We start from the raw sequence: 23,786 nt of genomic DNA, 5'->3' as shown, positions 1-23,786 counted from the left end.
CCTTGCTCTCTTGTCGATTCGAAGATTGTTTGGGTTCTGCAAACAGTGATTGTTGGCTTTGCCCGTTTATCGGGGAAGCACGGCTGCCTAAAGTCCCTTCATCGTCATCAAAGAAGGAAGAAGCAACTCATGGCCAAACGCGACGTCGTTTTTCCGCCCGGGCGCCAGGCGCTCTATGAAAAGAACCGCTACTCGCCGGCAGTCCGCTCCAACGGCTTCCTGTTCGTCTCAGGGCAAGTCGGCAGCCGTGAGGACGGCTCGCCCGAGCCCGACCTCGAGGCGCAGGTACGGCTTGCGTTCGAAAACCTGAACGGAATCCTGGGGGCTGCAGGTTGCACCTTCGACGACGTGGTCGACGTCACCGTCTTCATCGTCGACCCGGAATCGAACTTCGACACGGTCTGGAAGGTGCTGCCGGACTATTGGGGCGGCGCACCGCACCCAACGCTGACCGGCATTGGCGTGACGTGGCTCTATGGCTTCAAGTTCGAGATCAAGGTGATCGCGAAGCTTCCCTGAAAGCCACAGCGCGCCAGTTCTGCGCAATCAGGACTGCACCCACGAAGCAAAGGCAGGCGAGCACCGCGAAAGCATTTCTCGCCCCCTGAGTGAATGCAGCGACATCAACGCCCGAAAGCCCTGAACCGCCATTCCCGAGAATCATGAGCTGCGAGCTGTAGGGCAGCCTGGCCATCGCCACGCTCAACGCCAGGGCCGTTCCCATCATGATCCCGGTGTTCTGCAGCGTCGAGCGCACGCCGTTCGCAATGCCCCGGCGCTGCGGCACCACGCTTTGCAGAATCGACGCGTTGTTAGGCGTCACGAAGCTCCCGATGCCCAGACCCAGCATCCACAGGCATGCGGCCAGTTGCCCGGTGCCGATGGCCGGTTGCAGCATGACCGCCAACAGCGCCAGCGCGCCTGCGGCAAGCAGCATGCCCGCCACGCAGATGGCTTCGGGCGAGAAGCGCCGCATCAGGCTGCCCGCAGTCGGCGCGGCCATCAGCATCCCCAGCGCGACCGGTGCGATGCGCATGCCCGCCTCCGATGGCGCCAGCCCCGCGCAAGCCTGCAGATACAAGGCCACGAGCAGCAGCGGCGCGGCTTGCGACATCGACAGGAACAGGATGCCTGCGTACGCCGTGCGCCGCCCCGAGTCCCTGAACAGCGCCGGATCGACCAAGGGGCTCGCCACGCGCTGCTGCACCTTGGCGAACAAGAGGAGGGCGCAGACGCCTGAGAGCATGAAGGCCCACACGGGCGTGCTCGCCCAGCCGCGCGTTCCCACCATCGAGAGCGCATAGATCACGCCCCCGATCCCGGCGAGCGACAGCAGAGCACCGGCCAGATCGAAGCGCTCGGCCTTTGCCGTTGCCGCGCTCTTCGGCAGAACCCGCCACGACCACGCCAGCACGCAAAGCCCGACAGGCACGTTCAGCATGAAGAGCACACGCCAGCCCCACCACGACACGACAAAGCCACCAGCCAGCGGCCCCACGACCTGCGCCAGCGCGGCCACCATGGCGAGCACGCCGAGCGCCAGGCCCACCTTCTTGCGGCCGAAGGCATCGCCCACCAAGGCGCTGGAGTTGGCCATAACGCCAGCCGCACCCACCGCCTGGCAGATGCGAAAGAACAGCATGGCGCCAAAGCTCGTAGCGACCGCACAAGCCGCACACGCAACCAGAAAAAGACCCAGCCCCGCAAGAAAGAGCCGCCGTCGCCCCCACAGATCGGCCAGCCTCCCGAAGCTGAGGATGCAGACCGTGCTGACCAGCATGTAAGACAGCAGGATCCAGCTCGCCTGCGATGGCGAAGCGTTCAGGCCGCGCGCCACCGAAGGCAGCGCCACGTTGAGCGCGCTGAGGTTCAGGAAGCACAGGAACGCACCCAGGCTTGCAACAACGAGCACAGCCCACGCGGCCCTTTCCTCGTCTTCCGCCACCGCTTCACTCATCGCTCTTGAAGCCCGAAGCCTTGACGATGGGCCGCCAGTACTCGCGGTCTTCGTTCATGATGCGCGTCACTTCGGCGCCGGGCAGCCCGGTCGCGTCGAGCCCCATGCGTTCGAGCTGGCCGCGCACCTGCGGGCTGCGCATTGCGGCCAGGAAGGCTCTCTCCAGCTTCGCGACAACATCCTTCGGCGTGCCCGCCGGCACGAAGGCGGCATAAGAAGCATTGGCGCGGTCGAAGGCGTCGTAGCCCGCTTCCTTGAAGGTCGGAACATCGGGAAGCCAGCTCAGCCGCTTCGTGCCCGCGACGCCAAGGATGCGCAGCTTGCCCGAGCGGTGCAGTTCCAGCTGGCTGGCCAGCGCGTCGGCGCCCAGCGGCACATGGTCGCCGATGATGTCCGTCGCCAGCGGCGCGCCACCCCGGTAAGTAACGGCCGTGAGCGGCACGCCGATGGCCTTCGACAGTTGCAGCACGCTGAAGTGCAGGCCGCCGCCGAGATTGGTCATGCCCACGCTGCCCTGGGCGGGGTTCTTTTTGATCCACGCGACGTATTCAGGGATCGTCTTGTACGGCTGGTTCGCGCCGGTGGAAACCACGCTGGGCACGTTGGCCAGATGCGCGAGGGGAATGAAGTCTTTGTCGACGTCGTAGTTCAGCCGCGCATAGGTCATCGGAAACAGCACGAAGGGCGGCGTTCCTCCGATGAGGATCGTGCGGCCGTCGGGCCGAGCGGCCTTCACCGCCTCGATGGAAATGCGTGTGGATGCACCCGGGCGGTTCTCCACCAGAACGGGCTCCTTGAGCGAGCCGCGCAATTCCTCGGCGATGGAGCGCGCCAGGTTGTCGAGCGCGCCGCCCGGCGGAAAACCGATGATGAGGCGAACGGGCGCGTTGTCGGCGTGCGCGGCGATGCCGGCCAGGGCAATCGACGCGCCGAGCACGAGCGTCTTCAGGAACGAGGTCATGGTGGCTACCTGCTGGTTGAAAAATCGGAAGAGAAGGAAGACTTCAGAAAGCCACGACCGGCAGCGGATTCGCCGGCCAGTGCGCGGCCTCGAACGAAGCAGCGGCCTGCAGCAGCTGACCGTCTTCGCGGAAGCGGCCGACCAGTTGCATGCCGATGGGCAGGCCCTCGCGGTCCGCGCCGCAGGGCAGGCTGATCGCGGGGTGGCCCGTGAGGTTGAACGGCATCGTCCAGGGGAACCAGTTCGCGCGCACCTCCGCGTATTCCTTGCCGTCGATCTCAATGCTGCCGAACAGGTCCTGGTCGATGGGCAGCGCCGTGCGCGAAAGCGTGGGCGTGAAGATGAAGTCGTGCGTTTCCAGCCGCGCCTGCACGTCCCGGAACAACGCAGTCCGCGCGAACATCGCCTGCTGGAAAGCAACGCCGTCCACATGCTCGGCCAGCGCCAACTGCTGCAGCAGCGACGGGCTCATCTGGTCGCCGTGCACCGCGGCCATGGGCGCGAAGCGTCCGCGCCAGCTGGTGTGGTTGATCACGCGCCACAGGGGCTCCACGTCGAAGCCTTCGCCGGACATCGGCACCAGCACCGCGCCCATCGACTCCAGGGTTGTAAGAGCGGCCTCGAAGGCTGACGCAACGTCCGCTGCAATCGGCCGCCCCGCCGGCGCGGCGCAGAAAAGAATACGCTTGCCGCGAAGGTCGCCACCGGCTTGCAGGTCGTCGAAGTAGCGCTGGGCCGGCACACCCAGCGACCAGGGGTCGGACCCGTGCGCGCCGGTCATCGCCTGCAGCATCAGTGCCGTGTCGGCCACGTTGCGCGTGGTGGGCGTCACGTAGGTGTAGTTGCCGAACGCGTCCTGCACCTGGCTGTGCGGCACCACGCCCAGGCTCTGCTTCAGGCCGACCACGCCGTTGCACGCGGCGGGAATGCGCGTAGAGCCGCCACCGTCGGTGGCAATGGCGAGCGGCGCGATGCCCGCTGCCATCGACGCCGCCGCACCGCCGCTGGAGCCACCGCTCGTGCGCGACGCATTCCACGCGTTGCGCGTGCTGCCGAACAGCGGCGCATCGGTCAGGCACTTGGCGCCGAATTCTGAAGAGGTGGTTTTGCCGATGAGGATGGCGCCGGCCTCGCGCATCCGCGCCACGGCCACCGCGTCTTTCGTGGGCACATGGTCGCGGTGCAGCAAAGAGCCGTAGGTGGTACGCACGTTTGCCGTGTCGACGATGTCCTTCACCGTGAAGGGCAGGCCATGCAGCAAGCCCAAAGCCTCGCCGCGCATCAGCGCCTGTTCGGCCTGTTTGGCCTGCTGCAGCGCCTGCTCATGGCACAGCGTAATGAAGCAGTTCAGGTGCGGCTGCAGCGCATCGGCCCGGCGCAGCACCTCTTCGACGATCTCCACCGGCGAGAGCTCGCGCTGCGCGACCAGCTTGCGCATGGTTGTTGCTGGCATCTCGCAGATCTCGGACTTTGGAAGAAGGACGGGAAAGTTTTTCATGGCGCAAATGATTGATGCGCCGCAACAAGTCGTCCAATACTGTTTTCCAGAAAAGGCATATGCACAGCGTATGGCTACCCCAGACCTTCGAACCCTTCGCTATTTCGTGGCCGTTGCCGAGGAGCGCAGCGTCGGCAAGGCCGCGCGCCGGCTCAACATGGCGCAGCCGCCGCTGTCCGTTCACATCAAGAACCTCGAGGCGGCGGTGGGCACGCCGCTCTTTCGCAGGGCCGCGCACGGCATGGAAATAACCGATGCGGGCAATGCACTGTTTCGGCGCGCGAAAGAGGCGCTGCTGCTGGCCAACGAAGGCTTCGACGCCGCGCGCGCCGTCGGCTCGGGCAGCCGGGGCCGGCTCACCATCGGCACGATGGTCGTGCTGTCTTACCTCGTGCTGCCGCGGCTCGAAAACGAATTGCGGCGCAGGTTGCCCGAAGTGGAGATCCAGTATGCGGAGCTGAACGCCGTCAACAACGTATCGGCCCTCACCAACTCCGACGTGTCGGTGGCCATCTGTATTCCGCCCATTGCGCAGGCGGGTATTGCGGCAGAGCGCATCGGCAGCCAGCCGCTGATGCTTGCGGTGCGCGCCGATTCACCGCTGGCGCGACTGCCCAGCATTCCGCTTTCGCGCCTCTCGGGCCTGCCACTCATCGGGCTGCCCGCGCCTGAGGGCGATGTAGACAAATCAGTCGTCGCCTCGCTGCTGCGACGGCACGACGTGAGCATGCCGGTTGCGCAGCGGGTCGAGACGATGGTGTCGGCACTGGCGCTGGTACTGGCGGGGAAGGGCGTGGCGATATTGCCCGCCTGCGCGCAGATCGGGCGGCCGCCTGGGGTGGTGTTCAGGGCTTTGCGCAATGTCGATGCGCGGATGGAGATTGCGGCTTGCTGGCGGAGTGATTGGGATAGTCCGTTGATTGAGCCGTTTTTGGTTTGTGCGCGGGCGTCTTTACAGGAATCAACGTAGATACATAAAAGAGTTCGCTCATCGAATCGATGTCCGATCAAGCTAGGCATAACCCAAAGTCGGCTGGCCATTTCGAGTGGTTTGACATCTCCCAGCGACTGAAGCTTTGTCACAGCATCGTACTGATTCGGCGAAACCATCCCTCCACTTCACCGGCAGGGTCGCGCGCCTTTAGTCGTGCTGCCGTCATAAGTGGAAACGCCTTCTCGGATAGGCGCAGTTTCGCCTTGTCATCGCCCATAACGCCGTTGTAGTTCTGCGCGGCGGAGTAGGCCGTCGCGAAGATGCGCGGCAGGGCGTGTCCGCTTGCATCCAGCCCGTCCGGCACAACCACCTGCACACCAAACGCGTCAAAGATTGCGTCCGCGTGCAAATAGCTCTCGATTTCGTGCTTCGCTGTCTGCGTGGCCCACGAACCATCGGTGCGCTGATTCACTTCGGCCACCGACGCTGCGTACTTCGCCACATCGCTGTCGTAGATGTGTACCTCCCGTCGATGCAACGCCTTAAGGTAGTGCTCGGCGACCCAATGCTTCAACGTCGAGCCACCGAGCACCACAAAGGCTACGCGCTCGTCTGTGCTTAGATCTGGCAGTGTCTGATCGGCAGCATGTAGCGCATGGCTCAGGCACTTGAACGCCGCCACGTCCGTCGGACCTTCTACGCATAGCAAGACCTTGACACGGCTGTCCGGTACGACACCGAGCGTCGCCGCGACATGGCCGAAGACATCGACACCTTCATCAATCCTCGGGCTGCCTGCCGCGTCGCGGGTCACGAACCGGATGCTTTCCGTGGGAAGCTCTGCTGCGAAACCCGGGCTATGGGTGGTCAGGAAGACTTGGTAGCCGGTCTCGGCTGCCAACGTCTTAAATGATTGGATCAGGATGGTCTGATTGTTTGGATGCTGCGCTGTCTCCGGCTCTTCGATCGCATAGATGATGCTGCGTTTGTTGCCCGTAACAAGGCGTCGCTCAGCGGCAGCCTTGAAGAAGCTGACCAGTACCAGACGCCGAACGCCGCTGCCGCGCTTGTTGAGTGGAATGCCATCGTCCGTATCCATGTTGACGGCGAATAGACCCGTCCATTTCGCTGCAGTCGGCGGTGTGAATTGAGGATTCAGTTCCTTGGCAAGGCTTGGGTCGATTGTTTTGAGTGCTTCGTGTGTTCTCTGTGCGATCTCGACCGCCTTTTCTTTCACCTTCTGCTGGATCGCCGCGATCTCGTTCTGCACTTCGGCGATCGCTGCCGCTACGGCGGCCTTCATCGGATTCTGAACTTCGCCATCCGAATCGCGACTGCTGCGGTCGCTTTGAAACAGCGCGAAGATTGGAAGGTAGCTGTCAATTTGTTCCCAGATGCGCTTGCTGTCCTCCTTTGACTTACTGACGGGAATAGCTACGTCGTCTGCCAACTTCAGGTCGACCTCGGCTTCCCAGATGGCCTTTCGCATACCCGGGTTGCCTTTGAGGTGTGCCGTCAGGCCTTTGTCCTTGACGATCTTCTGTAGTTCCTTTTCCTTCAGCTCGAGCAGCCCGACGACGCTATCAGCGGTCGGATGCCGCGCGACGATGAATATGTCGGCGCTCGGTGACTTGCTCTTGCAGTCGTAGACCTTCTGAATCTTCAGCGTGCCTTTTGGCGTCAGTAGGTATTCGTCGGCGAGCGTCGTCTCCGCTCCCGCATCCAAGCTAAGTGTCGTTGGCAGGTCAGTGAACTCGCAGGTAATCGAAACTCGCGTATCGCTGCTGTATATATTCGCGTCGCCTTGCTCGATCTTGACTGTTTCGTTGTTGAAGAAAATTTCGAGTGCTTCGAGGACCGACGATTTTCCGATGTCGTTCTTGCCGACGAAGGTAGTCAGATCACTCAAGCGAACAACGACCTCGTCACGATAGCAACGAAAATTCTCGATAGCGATTGATTCGAGCCGCATTGTCTCTTCTCTATCGGTTGCGATACATGTTCGTACTTTCGTCGCGCACGGTTCTTCTGCGGGGAAGCGCCCAGATCGAGTTACACACTGTCGCTCTATTTGCCGAAGTAGGTGGGACTTCCGCCAAGTCGTTCAAGCTCGGCGACGCCGGGACTGCCGAGCCAGGCAATGAAGTCGGCTACAGGCAGCGTACCGCCATGCACGCGCAGCAGTCCTTCCATGAAAACGCTGTGCTCAACTAGCGTAATGTCCTTAGATGCCGCTGCTTTTTTCTTAGAAGTTTCGTCGAATGCCGGCTTACCCAGTGTCACCCGACGCATCGCTTGGTCGAAGTCTGCCGCCTTCTGCATTACTGCCCAGGCCTCTTCCTTCTTGATGAGGGCGGGCGACTTTGTACACGTCTTGCATTCCAGGAGAATCTGTTGAGCGCCCAACTCGATGAACAAGTCTGGGACATTGGGGCGTGTACCGTCATCAAGGACGGTTATGACCCAAGCGGCTTCGACTCGCATTAGCGCTGCGATAGCCTCTTCGTAATCGGTACCTAAAGCGTCGTCGCATGCCTTGACTTGGCGCTCGATGCCCAATTCCTTCCCGATCTTGTGATGTACGGCGGCAAGCCGACTCGGTCCCAGTCCGACGGCACTTGAGACGGCATCGATCAGCGCTTGCGCTCGTGGCTCGCTCCGCAGCAATTGCACAAGTTTGTCTTTCGCGGTTCCCAGTACGTCATGGAGCGTCGCTATACCCTGCGCAATAAGACCCATGGCGCGTTGCCTACCGAAGCCCGGAACGCCGTGCCGTTCGGCGACCCGTAGCACGTCCAGCGCCTCGGTTGGCGCGCCCCATCGGACCCGACGTGCCAGCATGGAAATCTGATTACTCACCGTTTGTGGGCAGCCGAGCTCGGATGTTGTGGAGAGCTTGTGCAGACCATCTAACACCCAAGCTACATCCAATGCCAGCCGATGGATCATGCCGCTCGGTACGTTGGTGATATGTGCGATTTTGCGATCTGCTAACCCTTCGGCGTAGAGCGTGATTGCATGCGCGCATTGAGCCAGCTTGAGGTCATTGCGATCCAGTTCCACGGGTAGCGACTTTGTCCCCCAGAACGTTACCGACTCGTATGTGGTTCGCGACGGGAAGGGGAAGAACCGAGATGGCCGCTCAGCCCTGAATTCGTCGCTGGCGCATGCCGAATAGATCAACCCTGGAACCCATTCGTCGAAGCTCACTGCCAGCTGTGGCCCAACGTCACGCAGCATCGCAGCGAGTTGGACCGTTGTTGAAGGAAGCAGGCCGGACATTGCGGCTGCGTTACCCAACGGCGTGATGAGCAACGTGCCGGCTTGCTCACGAATCAGCGCGTTGGCGTTCAGCCAGTCAACGGCCGCATGGCTTTCGGTTGTCAGTGTGGCCAACTTTGCTGGATTCCGATTCAGCGTCTGGTGCCAGTACAGGGTGTTTTCGAAGAACGTCATCACCTCAGAAAAATTACTCGCCAGCCCCGACGCGACCAGCGTCAAAATCGACTTGCGCAAGCTCAGGTTTACCAATTGCGAATTGAGCCTGTCGTTGTCAGGTAGCACCAGCATGTTGGCGTGCGCGAGTTCGACGTTGTTCTGTGGTAGCAACACTGCGAACCCGTCAAGATGCATACCAAGTCTGCCGGCCCGTCCAGACATGTTGCGGTAGTCGGACCTGGTAATGCGGCTTCCTGCCCGGTCACCGAAGCGATAGGTCAGCTTGGAAAAGACGATCGTCCGGAATGGGAAATTCACCCCGGCAGCAAGGGTCGAAGTGGCGAAGCAAACCTCAAACTTGCCGTCGGTAAAACCACTCTCGATGACTTGGCGTTCCTGTGGCGACAAATCGGCCGTGTGGAAGGCGACACCGCGTTCTGCATTTTCGCGGAGTTGATCAGAGGCTTCAGTCGGCTCGGAAAACAAGTCAAGCTGTTGCGCCAGAGCTATGCCAACTCCACCCCGAGGCCTGCCCTGCCCGAATGTGGTCGCGAAATTCAGCGCTTCGCGCCGACTTTCCGTGAACACCAAGACAGGGCCGTGCCCAAGTCGCAACAGATGATCAACGACGACGCCAATGTCACTTGTTGCGGCAGCGCCACCGGGCACTTCCTGTCCACTGTCATCGCCGAACTTCGTTCTATGGCAGCGGCCTCCGTACCAAATCTCTTGGTAGAGAGGTACGTCTCGGTGCGTACTGCGAACGAGGTCGCACTCCATCCAGCCGGCAATGTCTTCGGGATTTTCAACAGTCGCTGTCAGTGCCACAAATTGCTTGATGCCACGCTGGCGTAGCGCAGAGCAAAGCGCTTCGATGTCTGGCCCGCGCCCGGGCTCACCAAGAATCTGCAGTTCGTCCGCGACAACTAGAGCATTGTTTGGTTTGAGCTGACCGCTCAGAAACAGTCCCAGAGCCTTCTCGTAGGTCGCGACCATCAACTGCGCATCGATATCGCCTTCGGTCCGATCACCCGTGTTCAGTCCGACTGAGCCAATAGGCTCAGTGGCACCTTCACCAAAGCGGTCGACAAAATCGAGGTATTTTTGATCCGCAAGCGCTTTGTGAGAAACCAGATAGATCGCGCGGAGCCCTGACCGTAGGGCGCACAGGACGGCAATTTCACCTACCAAGGTCTTGCCGGAAGATGTTGGCGCACTGACGACAAGGCTGCGGCCAGCGGCGGCGCCGGCAGCAAGTGCTCGCTGCTGGACATCTGTCAGTGAGTCGATCCCCCAAGTCTGCAGTCGTTGAAGCAACCACGCAGTGACACCCGGTCCCTCTGCATCGGACGTTTTCATCTTCTTGCTCTCCACCCGGATTTGCCCGAGGCTTCAAAGTGCCGCGTGGCGTGCCAGAGTATCGCTCTGGCAGGGGCTTATTGCGAGTTAGTGTCCGCGACCATTGGCTGCCTAGGTTCGATTCAGTTTGAAGCAGTCGCTTAATGCATCGACGTGAAGCCGACCGTGGTCGGGCATCGCCATCGAGATGTGGGCTTCGTCCCAGTTGATGTGTAACTCATCTATTCCCTGCTGACTTCAGCGTAGTGGCCTTGCCCCTCGAACTTGACGCCACCACCGACACCGCTTACATTGCCCCGGCCTCGTGATGAGCGAGGCCGGGTTTGGAAGCCCGCCGACATCCTGCGACGAAAGCCGCAGCTACCGCACTTGGTCTGCGGCTTTTTCGTTTGCGCCTATTTTTTAGGCGGCTCGAACGGGAGGGCTTGCGCCCTGCCGGTTTCCGCAAGGATGTCCCGGTCTTCCAACCCGTTCGAGCTGCCGCCCCCGTTTGGAAGCGGGTGCGTCGGTTTCTGCAAATCGACATCCTTGGGAGGCCCATTCATGGCCAATGCTTCTTCAAACGACGCACGCACCAACGCCCGTTGTGCTTGCGCGTCCTATCGTCCCACCGCCCAGTTCAAACCCTTCGAATGGGTTCAAGGCGACCGGCTCGATTCTTCTCAACAAAGCCAGGCCGCATTCCTGAACGATGCACGCGACGTAGTGCAAGGTGCGCAAACGCTGGTTCAGCTACTCGCCTGGGACGAAGACCGGCGCGATGCCGCTTCGTCCGATGCAGACCCCGCACCGCTCTTCGATGCATGCCAGCGCGGCTCGCTGCAGCGGCTGCTCTCGGCAACGCTGGGCCTGCTTCACGCCCGGATCGAAGTCCAATGCGAGGCGCTGACGGGGTAGGGCCGCCTTCTTCAATCAAGCCGCGCATATCACCGACTTGGGTTCCAAATACGCCTCCAGCCCAAAGGTGCCAAACTCGCGGCCGATGCCCGATTGCTTGAAGCCGCCGAAGGGCGCCAGGGGCTCGTGGTGCAGGCCGTTGATCAGCACCCGGCCCGCCTGCAGGCGGGAGCCCACGGCAAGGGCGTGTTCGTCGCTGCCCGACAGCACCACCGCCTGCAAGCCGTAGACCGTGTCGTTGGCGATTGCGATGGCGTCTTCCTCGTCGCGGTAGGCAATGAGGCAGAGCACGGGCCCGAAGATTTCTTCACGCGCGATGACCATGTCGTTGCGCACTCCGGCGAACAGGGTGGGGCGCACGTAGAAGCCGGCATCGAGGCCGGCCGGGCGGCCCTCGCCACCGGCGATGAGGCGCGCGCCCTCATCGATTCCCTTGCGGATATAGCCCTGCACCCGCTCCCACTGCTTGCGGCTGACCATGGGGCCGATCTCGGTCGCGGCATCGCGCGGGTCGCCGACCTTCGCGGCCTCGACCGCCGCGCGGGCCAGCGCAATGGCCTCGTCCAGCCGGTGTTCGGGCACCAGGATGCGGGTGCCGGCCAGGCAGGCCTGGCCGCTGTTCTGGAAGCCGGCCGCCACGGCCAGGGGAATGGCGGTGGCGAAGTCGGCGTCGTCCAGCACCACGGTGGGCGACTTGCCGCCCAGCTCCAGCGTCACGCGCTTGAGGGTGTCGGCCCCGGAGCGCTGGATGGCCTTGCCCACGGCGGTGCTGCCGGTGAACGAAAGCTTGGCGATGTCGGGGTGGCTGCTTAGCTCCGCCCCCACCACGTCGCCCCGGCCGTTGACGATATTGAACAGCCCCGGCGGCAGGCCCGCGGCGTGCAGCGCCTCGGTGACCACCTGGGTCTGGATGGCGCTCATCTCGCTGGGCTTGATGACCACGGTGCAGCCTGCGGCCAGCGCGGTGGCCAGCTTGTTGCAGATGAAGCCGGCATTGGAATTCCAGGGCGTGATGAGGCCGGCCACGCCGACCGGCTCCATAACGACCTGCGCGCTGCCGATCTGGCGGGTGAGGGGGTATTGCTCCAGCGTCTTCGCCGCGAGCAGAAAGGCCTGTGCCGCATACGACGCAACCCAGCTGGCGCGGGACACCGGGCCACCGTATTCCTCGGTGGTGGCGGCGTTGATGTCGTCGGCGCGGGCCAGCACCGCGGCATGCAGGCGGTGAAGCAGTGCGATGCGCTCGGCCTTGGTGGTGCGCGCATAGGCGGGCAAGGCGCGTTTGGCAGCGGCAATGGCTCGCAGCGTGTCTTCGCGGTCACCCAGGGTGACGTGGCCGATGACGGCCTCGGTGGCGGGGTTGATGAGTTCGGCCTGTTCGCGCCCGTGGGGGGTGACGAAGGCGCCGTCGATGTAGATCTGGTCGATGTTGCGCATGGCGGTGTTCCTGTTGATTCACCGGAGAAAAATCCGGCTTGAGTCAAATCTAGGGTTCTGGCATTGACTTGAGAAGCCGGCCAAATCACCATGCGTCATTCAGATAATCAGGACAATCGATCATGCACAGCAGCGGGTTGACAGAGCTGGAGGCGGTGCTGGCAGTGGCCCGGCACGGCGGCTTCAGGGCGGCGGCGGTCGACATGGGCATGTCGCGATCGGCCCTCAGCGCCACGGTGGCGGGGCTGGAGGCGCGGCTGGGCGTGCGCCTGTTCAACCGCACCACGCGCAGCGTGGCCACCACTGAGGCCGGCGAGCAGTTCATCGCGCGCATTGCGCCGGCGTTGGCCGACATTCGCGGCGCCATGGAGGCGACCAACGAGTTGCGCGACACGCCCAGCGGCACGCTGCGGCTGAACAGCTCGGTTGGTGCCGCGCAGATGATCTTCGCGCCGGTGGTGCTGGAGTACCTGCGCCGCTACCCGGACATGAAGGTAGACATCGTCACCGAGCGCCGGATGATCGACATCGTGGCCGAGGGCTTCGACGCCGGCATCCGCCTGGCCGAGGCCGTGCCGCGCGACATGGTGGCCGTGCCCATGGGCGGCGAGCAGCGCATGGTGGTCGTCGCGTCGCCGCAATACCTGCAAAAGCACCCCGCGCCCCAGGTGCCCGACGACCTGATGGCGCACCGCTGCGTGCGCTGGCGCTTTTCGAGCGGCATCGTTTACCGCTGGGAGTTCGCGCGTCACGGCGAGGCGATGACGCTCGACGTGCCCGGCCCCATCACGCTCGACGAACCCCTGCTGATGCTGGAGGCGGCGCGCGCCGGTGTGGGCATTGCCTACATGGGGATGTTCCACGTCGCAGAAGACCTGGCCAGCGGCCGGCTGGTGCCGCTGCTGGAAGAGTGGTCGCCCAGCTACCCGGGCATCTGCCTGTATTACCCGAGCCGGCGCAACGTGCCGGCGGGGCTGAGGGCCTTCATTGACCTGGTGCGTGAGGTGATCGAGTTGCCGGGACGGTAGCGGAATCTTGAGCGAGCGGGCAGCGCCCTCACATCGTCGGCATCTTGTCGAACTTGGGCAATGCCGGGTCCAGAAAATCCCATCCGTGCCCGCGCACGGTGTACGTGACTGCCTGGGGCTTGTACCGGCCGGGATCATCGAGGCTTGTGGCGTGCACAGTGAAAACGTCGGGCATCGCCGCAAAGGTCATGTACACGGGTGAGCCGCAGACTGGGCAGAACGCGCGGGTCTTGACGTTGCCGCTGTCGCCGACCATGTCCCACAGCGTGGCATTGCCGCTGTGCTTCACGCCGCCGCGCGGAAAGGTGAGGTACGAGCCGTGGCCGGTGCCGCTCTTGCGCTGGCAGTCGCGGCACTGGCAGTCGTTCTGGAAGATCGGCTCGCCTGAAATCTCGTAGCGGATTGCGCCGCACGCGCAGCCGCCGGTGTAGGCGTGGGTCATTTGTCTTGTCCTTTCGAAGTCGTTGCGAAGTTGGTATGGCGGCCAATCTAGTCGCCAACCCGCACGGCAGGGAGTAACAAGTTCGTCGTGAATGGGCGCCACTCGGGAGCTCAAGCTTCCACGGGCACGTAGAGGTCGATCACGGCCCCTGGCTGGTCGGGTGCGAAATGGCCGTCGTACATCTCGAAGTCGGGGCTGTCGACGACCCGCAGGCCCGAGGCGGGAATCAGCTCGCCCCAGATGGTCGCCATGGCGCTCTTGACTTGCGGGTGCAGCGCTGATCCGTTCAGGGCGATGCGAAAAACGGCATAGGTTGCCGCCGGAATTTCCTTCACGGTGAATCCCTTGGGGAGACCGCCTTCGGCCTCTACACCAACGCCTGCCATGTACATGAAGCTCCCGGCCTCCCGGTCCGTGCTCCAGACCACGCCGTACGTTGCCCAGCTCGGGCTTTGGCCCTTCAGCGGCAAGGCACCGACAAGTGCCGACCACAGCTGGGGAATCTCCGACCTCGTCGCGTCGTCGAAGCGTCGGGAGGGGCCCGCGACGCGGAACGCCTCGAGCCTGCTCAATTCGGGCAGTCGGGTCACTGCCGTGGAGATGCTGCTGGGTGCATTCATGGGAAATTGTCCTTCGATGGGAGTGGGAGAGAAGCCGACACGAAAACGGCCGGGCGACACGCCGAAGAGGCGCTTGAATGCGCGTGTGAAGGCCTCCTGCGATTCGAAGCCGCAATCCAGAGCCAGATCGACGAGCTTCACGTCAGGCTCGGTGCAGAGCCTGCGGGCGCCGCGCACGAGTCGACGCCCGCGCACATGCGCCATGACGCTGCGGCCCATGCGGGCAGTGAACATCCGGGAGAAGTGGTACGCCGAAAAACCCGCGCGTTGCGCAATCAGCTCGAGCGTGAGGGGCTCGTCGAGCCGCTCCTCGATCCAGGCCACAAGGGGGATGAAGATGTCGGATTCGCGATGCATCGGGTTGTCCATGCGGCGATCATGAAGTACCGCAAACCGGCTGTCCTGACTGAACTTGCTGGCGCGCGCCCGAGAAACCGGTTTGGTGGAATCAGCTTGATGTAATGCGAAAGAATTGTTAATTCAGCGGCTTCCGCGCTGAAGTTCTTACAACTTCAGCGCCGTTCATGCTGCTTTCAGACGGTAAAGTGCCCGTCTCCGGTTCCCGGACTGTCCGCGACCCTTTTTTTCCCACCGCCTCCCGCTTCTCCGCCTCTTCATGTCCAACCTCATCGTGCACGGCGGTACGCCGCTGCGTGGCCGCATCACCCCCTCCGCCAACAAGAACGCCGTGCTTCCGGTGCTCTGTGCCACCTTGCTCACCTGGGAGCCGCTGCGCCTGCATGGCGTGCCCGACATCACCGACGTGCGCAAGATCCTCGACATCTTCCGCACCCTCGGCAGCGACGTGCACATGGACCACGAGACCGGCACGCTCGAGCTGCATCACCGCGAGACCACCTTCGACGCATCGCTGCACCGGCTGCCCGAGGAGATGCGCTCTTCGATCATGCTGGTGCCGCCGCTGCTGGCGCGCTTCGGCGTTGCGCGGCTTGAAGACAACGTGAAGGGCTGCACGCTGGGCGTGCGCGAGATCGATCCGCACGTGGAGGTGTTCCAGCGCTTCGGCGGCGAGGTCGAGCGCACCGAAGGCTCGCTGCTGGTGCGCAGCAAGGGCCGGCTCACGCCGACCGACCACTGGCTCGACTACGCCTCGGTGACGACCACCGAGAACTTCGTGCTGTGCGCGGCCGCTGCGGGCGGCACCTCGACGCTGACCAATGCCGCGTCAGAGCCGCACGTGCAGGAGTTCTGCCGCTTCATGGCCATGATCGGCGTGCGCATCGAGGGCATGGGCACTTCGCGGCTCACGGTGCATGGCAACGGCGCGCTCAAGGGCGGCGAGTTTCGCTTCGACGAAGACTTCCACGAGATCACGACCTTCCTGGCGCTGGGCGCCATCACGGGTGGCGACGTGGTGGTGCGCAACAGCGCGCCCGAAAACTTTCCGCTGCTCGACCGCACCTTCGCCAAGTTCGGCGTGCAGATCGTTCATGAAGATGGCTGGTCGCGCGCCATCCGCACCGGTCCGCTGAAGGTACAGACGCCTTTCACGAGCAATGTGCTCACCAAGGTCGAGGCGGCGCCGTGGCCTTACTTTCCGGTGGACCTGCTGCCGATCTTCATTGCGCTGGGCGTGCGTGCGCAGGGCAACGCGATGTTCTGGAACAAGGTGTACGACGGGGCGCTGGGCTGGACGGGCGAGCTCTCGAAATTCGGCGCGCACGTGTTCTCTTCGGACCCGCACCGGCTCATTACCTTCGGCGGCAATCCGCTGACGCCCGCGGTGGTCGAGAGCCCCTACATCATTCGCGTGGCGATCGCGCTGTTCATGGTGGCTGCGAGCATCGAAGGCCGCTCCGAGATCCGCAACGCCACGCCGATCCGCCGGGCGCACCCGCGCTTCGTGGAAAACCTGCGCAGCCTGGGCGTGCACGTGGAGTGGACGAGCGAGGAATAACTGGCGGGGTTGGTGCCGCAGTGCCCGCCCGTCAGAACGACGGAACGGGGTTGCGCCCTTCGGTCAGCACGTAGGCGCCGTTGCGCCAGGCATAGACCAGCGTGCTGTCGATGGTGAGCACGCGGCGGTTTTTGGTGCCGCTCGTTCGTTCGCCCTTGAACGCGATGCGCATCTCGCCCGGCTCTTCGTCGGTGCCCAGCGTAAAGCTCGGCGTGCCGCTGACGTCGAAGCACGCGCCGCGTGGCGGCTCTTCCGGCTTGCTGGGCCTGGGCGCTTTCTCGCAGGACTCGTCGGCACCTTCATTGGTGGCCGACAGCGCAATGCCCCTTGCCAGCACGCGCACCTTGCCCGCTTCGAGCCCATACACCGACAACCACTGCCCGCAGTAGCCCTGCCAGCAACTGCCGTGGGCAATGGTCAGCGCAAAGCGCTGGGGCGCGATGCGCTCGACCTTGGTGGTGCCGAGGTTGCCCATGAAGCCGAGGTAGTCGACAGCGTCGCTGCGGCTCGCGAGCTTCCAGCCTTCGGCGCTCTGCTCGAAGAAGTAGGCGCCGAGCCATGCGCCGTTCACGTGGCCGTTCATCGGCTCGCCCCGGTCGTCGAGCGGCACGGTCTCGGTCAGCATGACGGCGTGCGTATCGTCCAGCCGCACCACTTCGCGCGGCGACACCTGAGCCTGTTGATCGGCCTCGCTGCCGGGCACTGTCTTGCCCTCGTTTTGCCTCTCGGGCAGCGAGACGGTGTCGGGCTGTCGGGGCGAGGCGCCCGGGCCCTGGGAGTCGGGGAACACCAGCGCCATGAGTTCGGCTCGCTTGAGCGTGGCCGATGCGGTGGGGCGAGGCACTGGTGGTGCCGGTGGTGCCACGGCCACTGCGGCTTCGTCCGCCTGCGCGTCGGCGGTGGTAGCGGGGGCTTCTTCTTTTTGCGGGCAGCCGCCGAGCATGACGAGGCCGGCAGTGGCAATGGCGGCAGCAATGGTGCGCTGCAGCGGCCGCGAGGGAGCGGGCCGCGTCGGGTTCAGGATGGGCATGCGCGCGATTGTGCCGAAGCCATTTGGCGATGATGACCCCGCCGCCGCCGCAACCTCCGGCTTGGCGGGAGAATGGCCGGCACCCGGCGACACACGAACAAGGAGCGCTCCAAATGACCACGCTGCAACAACTCATCGGAACAGACCTCCCGCTCATTCAGGCCCCGATGGCCGGCGCGCAGGGCAGCGCGATGGCTATCGCGGTCAGCAACGCCGGTGGCCTCGGTTCGCTGCCGGGCGCCATGCTGAGCCCCGACGCCATGCGCAGCGAGCTCACCGCCATTCGCGAGGGTACGGGCAAACCCTACAACGTCAACTTCTTTTGCCACACCCCGCCGCACCCGAGCGATGAGCGCGAGGCCACCTGGCGTGCCGCACTGGCGCCGTATTACGCCGAGTTCGGCATCGACGCAGCGAGCATCCCCGCCGGCCCGGGGCGCAACCCCTTCAGCGCCGAAGTGGCGGGCCTGTTGGCCGAGTTTCGTCCGCCGGTGGTGAGCTTTCATTTCGGGCTGCCGTCCGAGGCGCTGATGGCGCAGGTGCATGGCTGGGGCGCGAAGGTGCTGGCATCGGCCACCAGGGTCGAAGAGGCGCAGTGGCTCGAAGCGCGCGGCGTGGATGCGGTCATCGCGCAGGGGCTGGAGGCTGGCGGGCATCGCGGGCATTTCCTTTCGCACGATCTGACGAGGCAGCTCGGCACCTTTGCGCTGCTGCCCCAACTGGTGCATGCCGTGAAGGTGCCAGTGATCGCGGCCGGTGGCATTGCGGATGCGGCCGGCGTGGCCGCGGCCATGGCGCTGGGTGCGGCGGGCGTGCAGATTGGCACGGCCTATCTGCTGACGCCCGAAGCGACCATCAGCGCGATTCATCGAGAGGCGCTCAAGAGCAGGGCTGCGCGGCACACGGCGCTGACCAATCTCTTTACCGGCCGGCCTGCGCGCGGCATCGTGAACCGTTTGATGCGCGAACTGGGCCCCATCGGTGCGGCTGCGCCAGAGTTTCCGCTGGCCACTTCGGGCATCGCGCCCTTGCGTGCCAAGGCCGAGGCGCAGGGCAACGGCGATTTCTCTCCGCTGTGGTCGGGGCAGAACGCCACCGGCTGCCGTGAAGTGCCTGCGGCCGAGGTCACGCTCGAGCTGGCGAAGGGGTTCCGCTGAATTTTGCGGAGCGCCGACCGTATTCCTTTCGAGCCTATCCAGACTGTTTGAACAATGACCCAACTGCATCTGCCCCTGAAGTTTCTCGCGCACAGCGCGCAACCCGATGTTCGCGAACCCTGGCTGCTGGTGCTGATGCACGGCGTGGGCAGCAACGAGCAAGACCTGTTCGGCCTCGCGCGCATGATGCCGCCGCAGTTCAACGTGCTGAGCCTGCGCGCGCCCTACGTGCTGTCGCCCGATGCCTACGCGTGGTTCGAGTTCCAGATGCTGCCCGGTGGCGAACGCCGCATCGATGAAGAGCAGGAGCGCGAAAGCCGTTTCCTGGTCGGCGAGATGATCGCCTCGGCTGGCAAGCAACTCGGTGTGCCGGCCGAACGCGTGGTGGTCGGCGGCTTCAGTCAGGGCGGCATCATGGCGCTGTCGCTGCTGCTGACCAAGCCTGAGAGCGTGCGCGCCGCGATGGTGTGGCACAGCCGGCTGCTGTCGCAGGTGCTGCCGCACGTCGCGGCGCCCGAGGCCTTCGAGGGCAAGGCGCTGTGGGTGAGCCATGGCAGCGCAGACAACGTGATTCCGCCGAGCGCCGCGCAGGCTACGCGCGAGTTCGCGCGCACCTTGCCGGTGGCGCTGTCGGGCGCGGACTTTCCGGGCGCGCATGAGATCCGTCCGGCCGAGTTGCAGGCCACGCTGGCGTGGCTGCAGTCGCTCAGCTCGCCGACGAACGCGTAGACAAGCGCGCCATGACCATCGCTTCCATCTCCTCCACCCATTCGTCGTTGCCCGCTTCGGGCTGCACCAGCAGGCGATAGCGTCGACCGCCCCATGCGGCGGTCAGCAGCGCGTGGATCGTGGCGGGTGAGGGTGGCGACTGCAGGTCTGCACAGGCGGCAAAGGCCCTGAGCCATCTATCAGCCAGTTCGTCGTACACGCGGCGGTGATGCTTGGGCTCGGCCACGCGGTGTTCGAGCATCAGCATCTCGTGGTCGAAGGCCGGCAGCCCTTCGAGCCGCGTGTCGCAGGTGATGCGCACGAGGCGCTTCACGCGCGCTTGCCAGCTGATGTCGGCCGGCGCGATCACTTCCGCATCGAGCCGTGCAAGCAGCGCCTCGATGCAGTGGCGCACATAGCCCGAGAGCAGGGCTTCCTTGTCGGGGAAGTAGTCGTAGAGCGTGCCGACCGCGATGCCGGTTTCCAGCGCCACGGCGCGCGTGGTTACACCCTCCCAGCCGTGCGCGGACCAAATCCGAACAAAGGCGTCGTAGATCGCCTGCACGGTGAACTTGCTGCGTGCCTGCGTGGGGCGTTTCAGGGGCTTGGAGCGGGGTGCGTCCGGCATCGACGGTTTTCCGAACCCGCCAGAAGACGGGCCGCCATACAGTTTGCGAATGAACAACGCATTCACTTTAACCCGCCTCGAAACGCGCAAGAACGCCCTCGGCACCACTCGTGTCGTGACCATGCAAGACACCGGCGAGTTGCAACCCGGCGAGGTGCTGATGAAGATCGGCCGCTTTTCGTTGACCACCAACAACATCACCTACGCGGCCTTCGGCGATGCGGTCATGAAGTACTGGCAGTTCTTCCCGACCGGCGATGTCGACTGGGGCCACATGCCGGCCTGGGGCTTTGCCGACGTGGCTGCCTCGAACGTCGAGGGCGTGGCGGTGGGCGAGCGCTTCTACGGTTACTTTCCGATCGCGAGCCACCTGCGCATGCAGCCCGTGCGCGTAACGCCGCGCGGCTTTTACGATGGCGCGCCGCACCGCAGCGAACTGGTGTCGGCCTACAACCAGTACATGCGCTGCAGCAACGACGCAGGCTATGTCGCCGCGCTGGAGGACTACCAGATGCTGGTGCGCCCGCTGTTCATCACCTCGTTCATGCTGGCCGACTTCCTGGAAGACAACGCCTTCTTCGGCGCGAGGCAGATCGTGGTGTCGAGCGCGTCGAGCAAGACCGCTTTCGGCACGGCCTTCTGCCTGCGCCAGCGCGAAGGGCTGCAGCTGGTTGCGGCCACGTCCAACGCCAATCGCGCTTTCGTGGAGAGCCTGGGTTGCTACGACCGCACGCTGAGCTATGAAGAAGTGACGACGCTGCCGGCCGATGTGCCCACGCTGTACGTCGACTTCTCGGGCAGCGACGACCTGCGCGCCACCATCCACCATCACTTCGGTGAAGCGCTGGTGTACGACTGCTATGCCGGCTCCGCGCAGAAGACCGAATTTCTCGGCGATACCACCGCGCTGCCCGGCCCCACGCCCCAGCTCTACTTCGCCCCCGTGCAGATCCGCAAGCGCAATGCCGACTGGGGCCCGCAGGAGGTCAACCGCCGCTTCAACGAGGCGCAGGGCAGCTTCATCGCCGAGCTGAGCCGGCCAGGCAATCGATGGATGACGCTGGCACAAGGCGAGGGCTTCGCGCACGCACAGGCGGTGATTGTCGACCTGCACGCGGGCAAGGTCGATCCACGGCAGGCGCATGTGGTGCGGCTCGCGAGCTGAACCGCCTCCCATGAAAGAGGGATGAGGGCATACACGCTCTGCGCTAGCCTGCGCAGGACCGAGTCGCGGTCGATACGGGAGGACTGGATGCCATCGAAAACCCACGGGAGCCGCTCGACTCTTTCAATCACGCATCGGCTGCTCAGCGCTGGCGTTGGCGCGCTGGTGCTTTGCCTGTTGCATGGCTGCGTTAGCCTGACCCAGCCGCGGGACAGGGCGCTGTCGCGAGAGCGTGGCGAGCGCATTCTTGGCAACTCGGTGGATGTGGGCGTGGAGGCGAGGAAGCACTGGGAGTTCGCTTGGCTGAGCACCAGTGCCTACAACGCGCACTACATCGAGGCCATCGGTGTCGCGCCTGAGACGCCCAAGCTGGAAGCCGGGTCGGCAAGTGTGCAGAACCTGAGGGCGGAGCGTGACTGCCCGAAACCGGATGATGTGCTGAACGACGCCGGCTGGCGTCTCTGGGAAGATTTTCCGGGGCCGCAGGACGGCGAGCTTGTGGGGCGCCTGCGCAAGGCACATCTGCGCGTCGAGGTCTGGGAGCATCCCGCCACGCGCAGGCTGGCGGTCGCGTTCGGCGGAACGATGTTCTCCAACACCTCCGACTGGTTGTCGAACCTCCGCTGGTTCCTGCCGGACCGTGAGGACGAATACACGCTGATCCAGAAGGATTTCGTCAAAGCGTTCGTCGCGCGGTTCAAGGCACGTGCGGCGGACCCGCGTCATGCCTACCTGCGAAGCGGGGGCGGCGTGAAGCTCTATGCCACCGGCCATTCGCTGGGCGGTGGTCTCGCGCAGCAGTTCGCGTATGCGCTGCCGGCCGATGCTGCCGTGCCGCGTGTCGAGCGTGTGTATGCATTCGACCCGTCGCCGGTGACCGGCTACTACAGCGTAGAGGAAGCTGTGCGGGACCCCAACGCCAGTTCGCTCGAGATCGACCGCATCTACGAGCGCGGCGAAGCGCTCGCGTTCGTGCGCTCCATCACCAGTTTCTTCGTGCCCCCGAGCGACGACAAGCCGAAGATCCGCAGCGTTCGCTACGCGCTCTTCTTCGACATCAGGACCTCTTGGAACATCGTCAGGGCGCACTCGATTCCCCGGTTGGCTTGTGAACTCGACGAAGCGAAGAACCGGGCCGAGCCTCCAGCCCGCAACACGACCTTGTTGGGCGGCTGAGCCCCGGCGCTGCGCGGCGGGCGCGTCACAGGGCGTTACGACGACAGGGCTGGTGCACAGCCCGAATTGGTGCACCATAGCCATTCGCTTCCCCGACATTCCCGCACAAGGAAACCGACCTCATGCCCGAGCCCGACAGCGACACGCGCGACGCCCCTGAGTTCAGACCCCGCCGCGAGATGCCCATAGGCGCCATCGTCGCCTTCGTGCTGGTATTGCTCGGGACGGCCTACGTTGGCTGGCGCTGGTATCAGCAGCAACAGCAAAAGCCGGCTGCGCCCGTACCGGTGGCGGCGGCGCCCAACGATGCGCCCGCACCACCGCCGCCCGCAGCGGCGCCCGCGGGGCCGCAGAACCCGATCGACGCGCTGGCACCGCCCGATGCCGCGCTGCCCAAGCTGGCCGACTCCGATGCGCGCGTGACGAAGGCATTGGCTGAACTGCTCGGCAGCAAGAACGTCGCAGAGTACCTGCGCTCCGACGGCATCGTGAGCCGCTTCGTCACCACCGTCGACAACCTCGCACGAGAACGGGCGCCGGCCAATACCTGGCCGGTGCAACCCACGGGCCAGCGCTTCATCACCGAAGGGCAGCAGGGGCAGGTGCAGACCATTGCCGCGAACAACGCCGCGCGCTACAACGCCATCGTGCTGCTGGCCGAATCGGTCGATCCGGCCAAGGCAGCGACCGTGTATGCAAAGCTCTATCCGCTGTTCCAGCAGGCGTACGAAGAGCTGGGCTATCCGGGCCGCTATTTCAACGATCGGCTCATTGCCGTGATCGACCACTTGCTGCAGGCGCCCGAACCCAAGGGCCCGGTGCAGGTGCGGCTGGTCGAGGTGAAGGGCGACGTGCCCTCGACCCGGCCGTGGGTGCGCTACGAATACGTCGATCCGCAACTGCAGTCGCTGTCTTCCGGCCAAAAGATCATGGTGCGCATGGGGCCGGAGAACGAGCGCAAGGTGAAGACCAGCCTGCGTGGGCTGCGCCAGCAGATCGCCACGGGCGACGTGGCGAAGAAGAAGCAACCCTGACGCGCACGGCGCTCGATGTACGCGGGCGCCCGTGAGCATTCCTCCGGCGCGCTGTGTAGGCGCGGACCGATTGCATGCTGCACGGATGTCGCTGAGGCTTTGTTCTCAAGATCAAAATCTCGAGGACAACTGTATGAACCTGATGAGCGTCGATCTCTACCAGAGTGCTACTGATTCAGAGAAATTCCTCGCACTTCCAGCGGGCACCGATCCTGCCGAGCTCATGGGTCCGATGACCTTCGACCAGGACTATGCGCAGATCAAGCGATACCAGGAGGCATTCCAGTTCGATCCGTCCGAAGCCTATGCGGGCGTCAATGCCGCCAAGATCGCTGCAGACATCCTGACCGTGAAGTGGGCGACCTATCGTCGCGAATCCCCACCGTAGAAGGGAATCGC

General features: G+C 64.1%; 21 protein-coding genes. 11 read left to right on the top strand and 10 right to left on the bottom strand.

The features are described from left to right. Positions 1-129: 129 nt before the first annotated feature. A complete protein-coding gene (locus tag ACSFBF_RS30820; RefSeq protein ID WP_093050497.1) occupies positions 130-519 on the top strand; it encodes a RidA family protein in 390 nt (129 codons plus the stop codon). Here the strand turns inward: ACSFBF_RS30820 and ACSFBF_RS30815 are convergent. From ACSFBF_RS30815 to ACSFBF_RS30805, 3 genes are read right to left on the bottom strand one after another with little or no spacing between them, the layout of a single operon-like run. After that, a complete protein-coding gene (locus tag ACSFBF_RS30815; protein WP_435473686.1) occupies positions 494-1,957 on the bottom strand; it encodes an MFS transporter in 1,464 nt (487 codons plus the stop codon). The two genes, ACSFBF_RS30820 and ACSFBF_RS30815, sit on opposite strands and share 26 nt — an antisense overlap. Next, positions 1,950-2,918, bottom strand: a complete 969-nt coding sequence (locus ACSFBF_RS30810; RefSeq protein WP_435473684.1) for a tripartite tricarboxylate transporter substrate-binding protein — start codon at positions 2,916-2,918, stop codon at positions 1,950-1,952. Before ACSFBF_RS30810 ends, ACSFBF_RS30815 begins: the two co-directional genes overlap by 8 nt. Before the next feature lie 43 nt (positions 2,919-2,961). Then, positions 2,962-4,356, bottom strand: coding sequence for an amidase (locus tag ACSFBF_RS30805; RefSeq protein ID WP_435473683.1), 1,395 nt, complete (start codon positions 4,354-4,356; stop codon positions 2,962-2,964). 58 nt (positions 4,357-4,414) lie between these two features. Here ACSFBF_RS30805 and ACSFBF_RS30800 point away from each other — a divergent pair, with 58 nt between their 5' ends. Further along, complete coding sequence (locus tag ACSFBF_RS30800; RefSeq protein WP_435473681.1) at positions 4,415-5,386, top strand: LysR family transcriptional regulator; 972 nt, start codon at positions 4,415-4,417, stop codon at positions 5,384-5,386. A gap of 109 nt (positions 5,387-5,495) precedes the next feature. On the opposite strand, the gene ACSFBF_RS30795 is transcribed toward ACSFBF_RS30800, so the two are convergent. Both ACSFBF_RS30795 and ACSFBF_RS30790 read right to left on the bottom strand, forming a co-directional pair. Continuing rightward, positions 5,496-7,322: an ATP-binding protein gene (locus tag ACSFBF_RS30795; RefSeq protein WP_435473679.1), complete on the bottom strand. Its 1,827-nt coding sequence runs from the start codon at positions 7,320-7,322 to the stop codon at positions 5,496-5,498. Positions 7,323-7,417: 95 nt separating this feature from the next. Next, positions 7,418-10,147, bottom strand: a complete 2,730-nt coding sequence (locus ACSFBF_RS30790) for a DEAD/DEAH box helicase (protein ID WP_435473677.1) — start codon at positions 10,145-10,147, stop codon at positions 7,418-7,420. Between the two features lie 543 nt (positions 10,148-10,690). On the opposite strand from ACSFBF_RS30790, the gene ACSFBF_RS30785 reads away from it, so the two are divergent. Then, positions 10,691-11,044 (top strand): hypothetical protein, encoded by a 354-nt coding sequence (locus tag ACSFBF_RS30785; protein WP_435473675.1) that lies wholly within the window; start codon positions 10,691-10,693, stop codon positions 11,042-11,044. Positions 11,045-11,059: 15 nt separating this feature from the next. Here ACSFBF_RS30785 and ACSFBF_RS30780 read toward each other — a convergent pair whose 3' ends face one another. Next, entirely contained in the window at positions 11,060-12,481 is a 1,422-nt protein-coding gene (locus ACSFBF_RS30780; RefSeq protein WP_435473673.1) for an aldehyde dehydrogenase family protein, read from the bottom strand. Between the two features lie 122 nt (positions 12,482-12,603). Here ACSFBF_RS30780 and ACSFBF_RS30775 point away from each other — a divergent pair, with 122 nt between their 5' ends. Beyond that, positions 12,604-13,509, top strand: coding sequence for a LysR family transcriptional regulator (locus ACSFBF_RS30775; RefSeq protein ID WP_435473671.1), 906 nt, complete (start codon positions 12,604-12,606; stop codon positions 13,507-13,509). A 28-nt stretch (positions 13,510-13,537) separates the two neighbouring features. On the opposite strand, the gene ACSFBF_RS30770 is transcribed toward ACSFBF_RS30775, so the two are convergent. Continuing rightward, the gene (locus ACSFBF_RS30770; RefSeq protein ID WP_435473669.1) at positions 13,538-13,951 is read right to left on the bottom strand and encodes a GFA family protein; all 414 of its coding nucleotides are present in this window, start codon (positions 13,949-13,951) and stop codon (positions 13,538-13,540) included. 110 nt (positions 13,952-14,061) lie between these two features. After that, positions 14,062-14,928: an AraC family transcriptional regulator gene (locus ACSFBF_RS30765; RefSeq protein WP_435473667.1), complete on the bottom strand. Its 867-nt coding sequence runs from the start codon at positions 14,926-14,928 to the stop codon at positions 14,062-14,064. A gap of 259 nt (positions 14,929-15,187) precedes the next feature. Here ACSFBF_RS30765 and ACSFBF_RS30760 point away from each other — a divergent pair, with 259 nt between their 5' ends. Next, positions 15,188-16,489 (top strand): UDP-N-acetylglucosamine 1-carboxyvinyltransferase, encoded by a 1,302-nt coding sequence (locus ACSFBF_RS30760; RefSeq protein ID WP_435473665.1) that lies wholly within the window; start codon positions 15,188-15,190, stop codon positions 16,487-16,489. 31 nt (positions 16,490-16,520) lie between these two features. Here the strand turns inward: ACSFBF_RS30760 and ACSFBF_RS30755 are convergent, their stop codons facing one another. Beyond that, positions 16,521-17,519, bottom strand: coding sequence for a hypothetical protein (locus tag ACSFBF_RS30755; RefSeq protein WP_435473663.1), 999 nt, complete (start codon positions 17,517-17,519; stop codon positions 16,521-16,523). Between the two features lie 113 nt (positions 17,520-17,632). Here ACSFBF_RS30755 and ACSFBF_RS30750 point away from each other — a divergent pair, with 113 nt between their 5' ends. Together ACSFBF_RS30750 and ACSFBF_RS30745 are read left to right on the top strand one after the other, a co-directional pair. Then, entirely contained in the window at positions 17,633-18,676 is a 1,044-nt protein-coding gene (locus ACSFBF_RS30750; RefSeq protein WP_435473661.1) for an NAD(P)H-dependent flavin oxidoreductase, read from the top strand. Positions 18,677-18,730: 54 nt separating this feature from the next. Continuing rightward, positions 18,731-19,405, top strand: coding sequence for an alpha/beta hydrolase (locus tag ACSFBF_RS30745; RefSeq protein ID WP_435473659.1), 675 nt, complete (start codon positions 18,731-18,733; stop codon positions 19,403-19,405). On the opposite strand, the gene ACSFBF_RS30740 is transcribed toward ACSFBF_RS30745, so the two are convergent. Continuing rightward, on the bottom strand, positions 19,383-20,012 hold the full coding sequence (locus tag ACSFBF_RS30740) for a TetR/AcrR family transcriptional regulator (RefSeq protein WP_435473657.1): 630 nt from the start codon (positions 20,010-20,012) through the stop codon (positions 19,383-19,385). The genes ACSFBF_RS30745 and ACSFBF_RS30740 overlap by 23 nt on opposite strands. A 49-nt stretch (positions 20,013-20,061) precedes the next feature. Between ACSFBF_RS30740 and ACSFBF_RS30735 the strand changes: the two genes are divergently transcribed. The 4 genes from ACSFBF_RS30735 to ACSFBF_RS30720 all read left to right on the top strand — a co-directional run bounded on the left by ACSFBF_RS30735 (position 20,062) and on the right by ACSFBF_RS30720 (position 23,775). Further along, complete coding sequence (locus tag ACSFBF_RS30735) at positions 20,062-21,177, top strand: DUF2855 family protein (RefSeq protein WP_435473655.1); 1,116 nt, start codon at positions 20,062-20,064, stop codon at positions 21,175-21,177. An 87-nt stretch (positions 21,178-21,264) separates the two neighbouring features. Further along, entirely contained in the window at positions 21,265-22,353 is a 1,089-nt protein-coding gene (locus tag ACSFBF_RS30730) for a lipase family protein (protein WP_435473653.1), read from the top strand. Positions 22,354-22,475: 122 nt separating this feature from the next. Further along, entirely contained in the window at positions 22,476-23,387 is a 912-nt protein-coding gene (locus ACSFBF_RS30725; RefSeq protein WP_435473651.1) for a DUF3014 domain-containing protein, read from the top strand. Between the two features lie 133 nt (positions 23,388-23,520). Then, positions 23,521-23,775: a hypothetical protein gene (locus ACSFBF_RS30720; protein WP_435473649.1), complete on the top strand. Its 255-nt coding sequence runs from the start codon at positions 23,521-23,523 to the stop codon at positions 23,773-23,775. The last annotated feature ends 11 nt before the right edge of the window (positions 23,776-23,786 follow it).

It is taken from the genome of Variovorax nivicola, assembly GCF_051216475.1.
In the GTDB taxonomy this organism is placed as follows: Bacteria; Pseudomonadota; Gammaproteobacteria; order Burkholderiales; family Burkholderiaceae_C; genus Variovorax.
This window is presented reverse-complemented; position numbering and strand designations above follow the sequence as displayed.

What these genes read in the sequence shown, in the direction of transcription:
- ACSFBF_RS30820 (WP_093050497.1), top strand. Translation starts at nt 130, where the DNA reads ATGGCCAAACGCGACGTCGTTTTTCCGCCCGGGCGCCAGGCGCTCTAT.
- ACSFBF_RS30815 (WP_435473686.1), bottom strand. Translation starts at nt 1,957, where the DNA reads ATGAGTGAAGCGGTGGCGGAAGACGAGGAAAGGGCCGCGTGGGCTGTG.
- ACSFBF_RS30810 (WP_435473684.1), bottom strand. Translation starts at nt 2,918, where the DNA reads ATGACCTCGTTCCTGAAGACGCTCGTGCTCGGCGCGTCGATTGCCCTG.
- ACSFBF_RS30805 (WP_435473683.1), bottom strand. Translation starts at nt 4,356, where the DNA reads ATGCGCAAGCTGGTCGCGCAGCGCGAGCTCTCGCCGGTGGAGATCGTC.
- ACSFBF_RS30800 (WP_435473681.1), top strand. Translation starts at nt 4,415, where the DNA reads ATGGCGCAAATGATTGATGCGCCGCAACAAGTCGTCCAATACTGTTTT.
- ACSFBF_RS30795 (WP_435473679.1), bottom strand. Translation starts at nt 7,322, where the DNA reads ATGCGGCTCGAATCAATCGCTATCGAGAATTTTCGTTGCTATCGTGAC.
- ACSFBF_RS30790 (WP_435473677.1), bottom strand. Translation starts at nt 10,147, where the DNA reads ATGAAAACGTCCGATGCAGAGGGACCGGGTGTCACTGCGTGGTTGCTT.
- ACSFBF_RS30785 (WP_435473675.1), top strand. Translation starts at nt 10,691, where the DNA reads ATGGCCAATGCTTCTTCAAACGACGCACGCACCAACGCCCGTTGTGCT.
- ACSFBF_RS30780 (WP_435473673.1), bottom strand. Translation starts at nt 12,481, where the DNA reads ATGCGCAACATCGACCAGATCTACATCGACGGCGCCTTCGTCACCCCC.
- ACSFBF_RS30775 (WP_435473671.1), top strand. Translation starts at nt 12,604, where the DNA reads ATGCACAGCAGCGGGTTGACAGAGCTGGAGGCGGTGCTGGCAGTGGCC.
- ACSFBF_RS30770 (WP_435473669.1), bottom strand. Translation starts at nt 13,951, where the DNA reads ATGACCCACGCCTACACCGGCGGCTGCGCGTGCGGCGCAATCCGCTAC.
- ACSFBF_RS30765 (WP_435473667.1), bottom strand. Translation starts at nt 14,928, where the DNA reads ATGCATCGCGAATCCGACATCTTCATCCCCCTTGTGGCCTGGATCGAG.
- ACSFBF_RS30760 (WP_435473665.1), top strand. Translation starts at nt 15,188, where the DNA reads ATGTCCAACCTCATCGTGCACGGCGGTACGCCGCTGCGTGGCCGCATC.
- ACSFBF_RS30755 (WP_435473663.1), bottom strand. Translation starts at nt 17,519, where the DNA reads ATGCCCATCCTGAACCCGACGCGGCCCGCTCCCTCGCGGCCGCTGCAG.
- ACSFBF_RS30750 (WP_435473661.1), top strand. Translation starts at nt 17,633, where the DNA reads ATGACCACGCTGCAACAACTCATCGGAACAGACCTCCCGCTCATTCAG.
- ACSFBF_RS30745 (WP_435473659.1), top strand. Translation starts at nt 18,731, where the DNA reads ATGACCCAACTGCATCTGCCCCTGAAGTTTCTCGCGCACAGCGCGCAA.
- ACSFBF_RS30740 (WP_435473657.1), bottom strand. Translation starts at nt 20,012, where the DNA reads ATGCCGGACGCACCCCGCTCCAAGCCCCTGAAACGCCCCACGCAGGCA.
- ACSFBF_RS30735 (WP_435473655.1), top strand. Translation starts at nt 20,062, where the DNA reads ATGAACAACGCATTCACTTTAACCCGCCTCGAAACGCGCAAGAACGCC.
- ACSFBF_RS30730 (WP_435473653.1), top strand. Translation starts at nt 21,265, where the DNA reads ATGCCATCGAAAACCCACGGGAGCCGCTCGACTCTTTCAATCACGCAT.
- ACSFBF_RS30725 (WP_435473651.1), top strand. Translation starts at nt 22,476, where the DNA reads ATGCCCGAGCCCGACAGCGACACGCGCGACGCCCCTGAGTTCAGACCC.
- ACSFBF_RS30720 (WP_435473649.1), top strand. Translation starts at nt 23,521, where the DNA reads ATGAACCTGATGAGCGTCGATCTCTACCAGAGTGCTACTGATTCAGAG.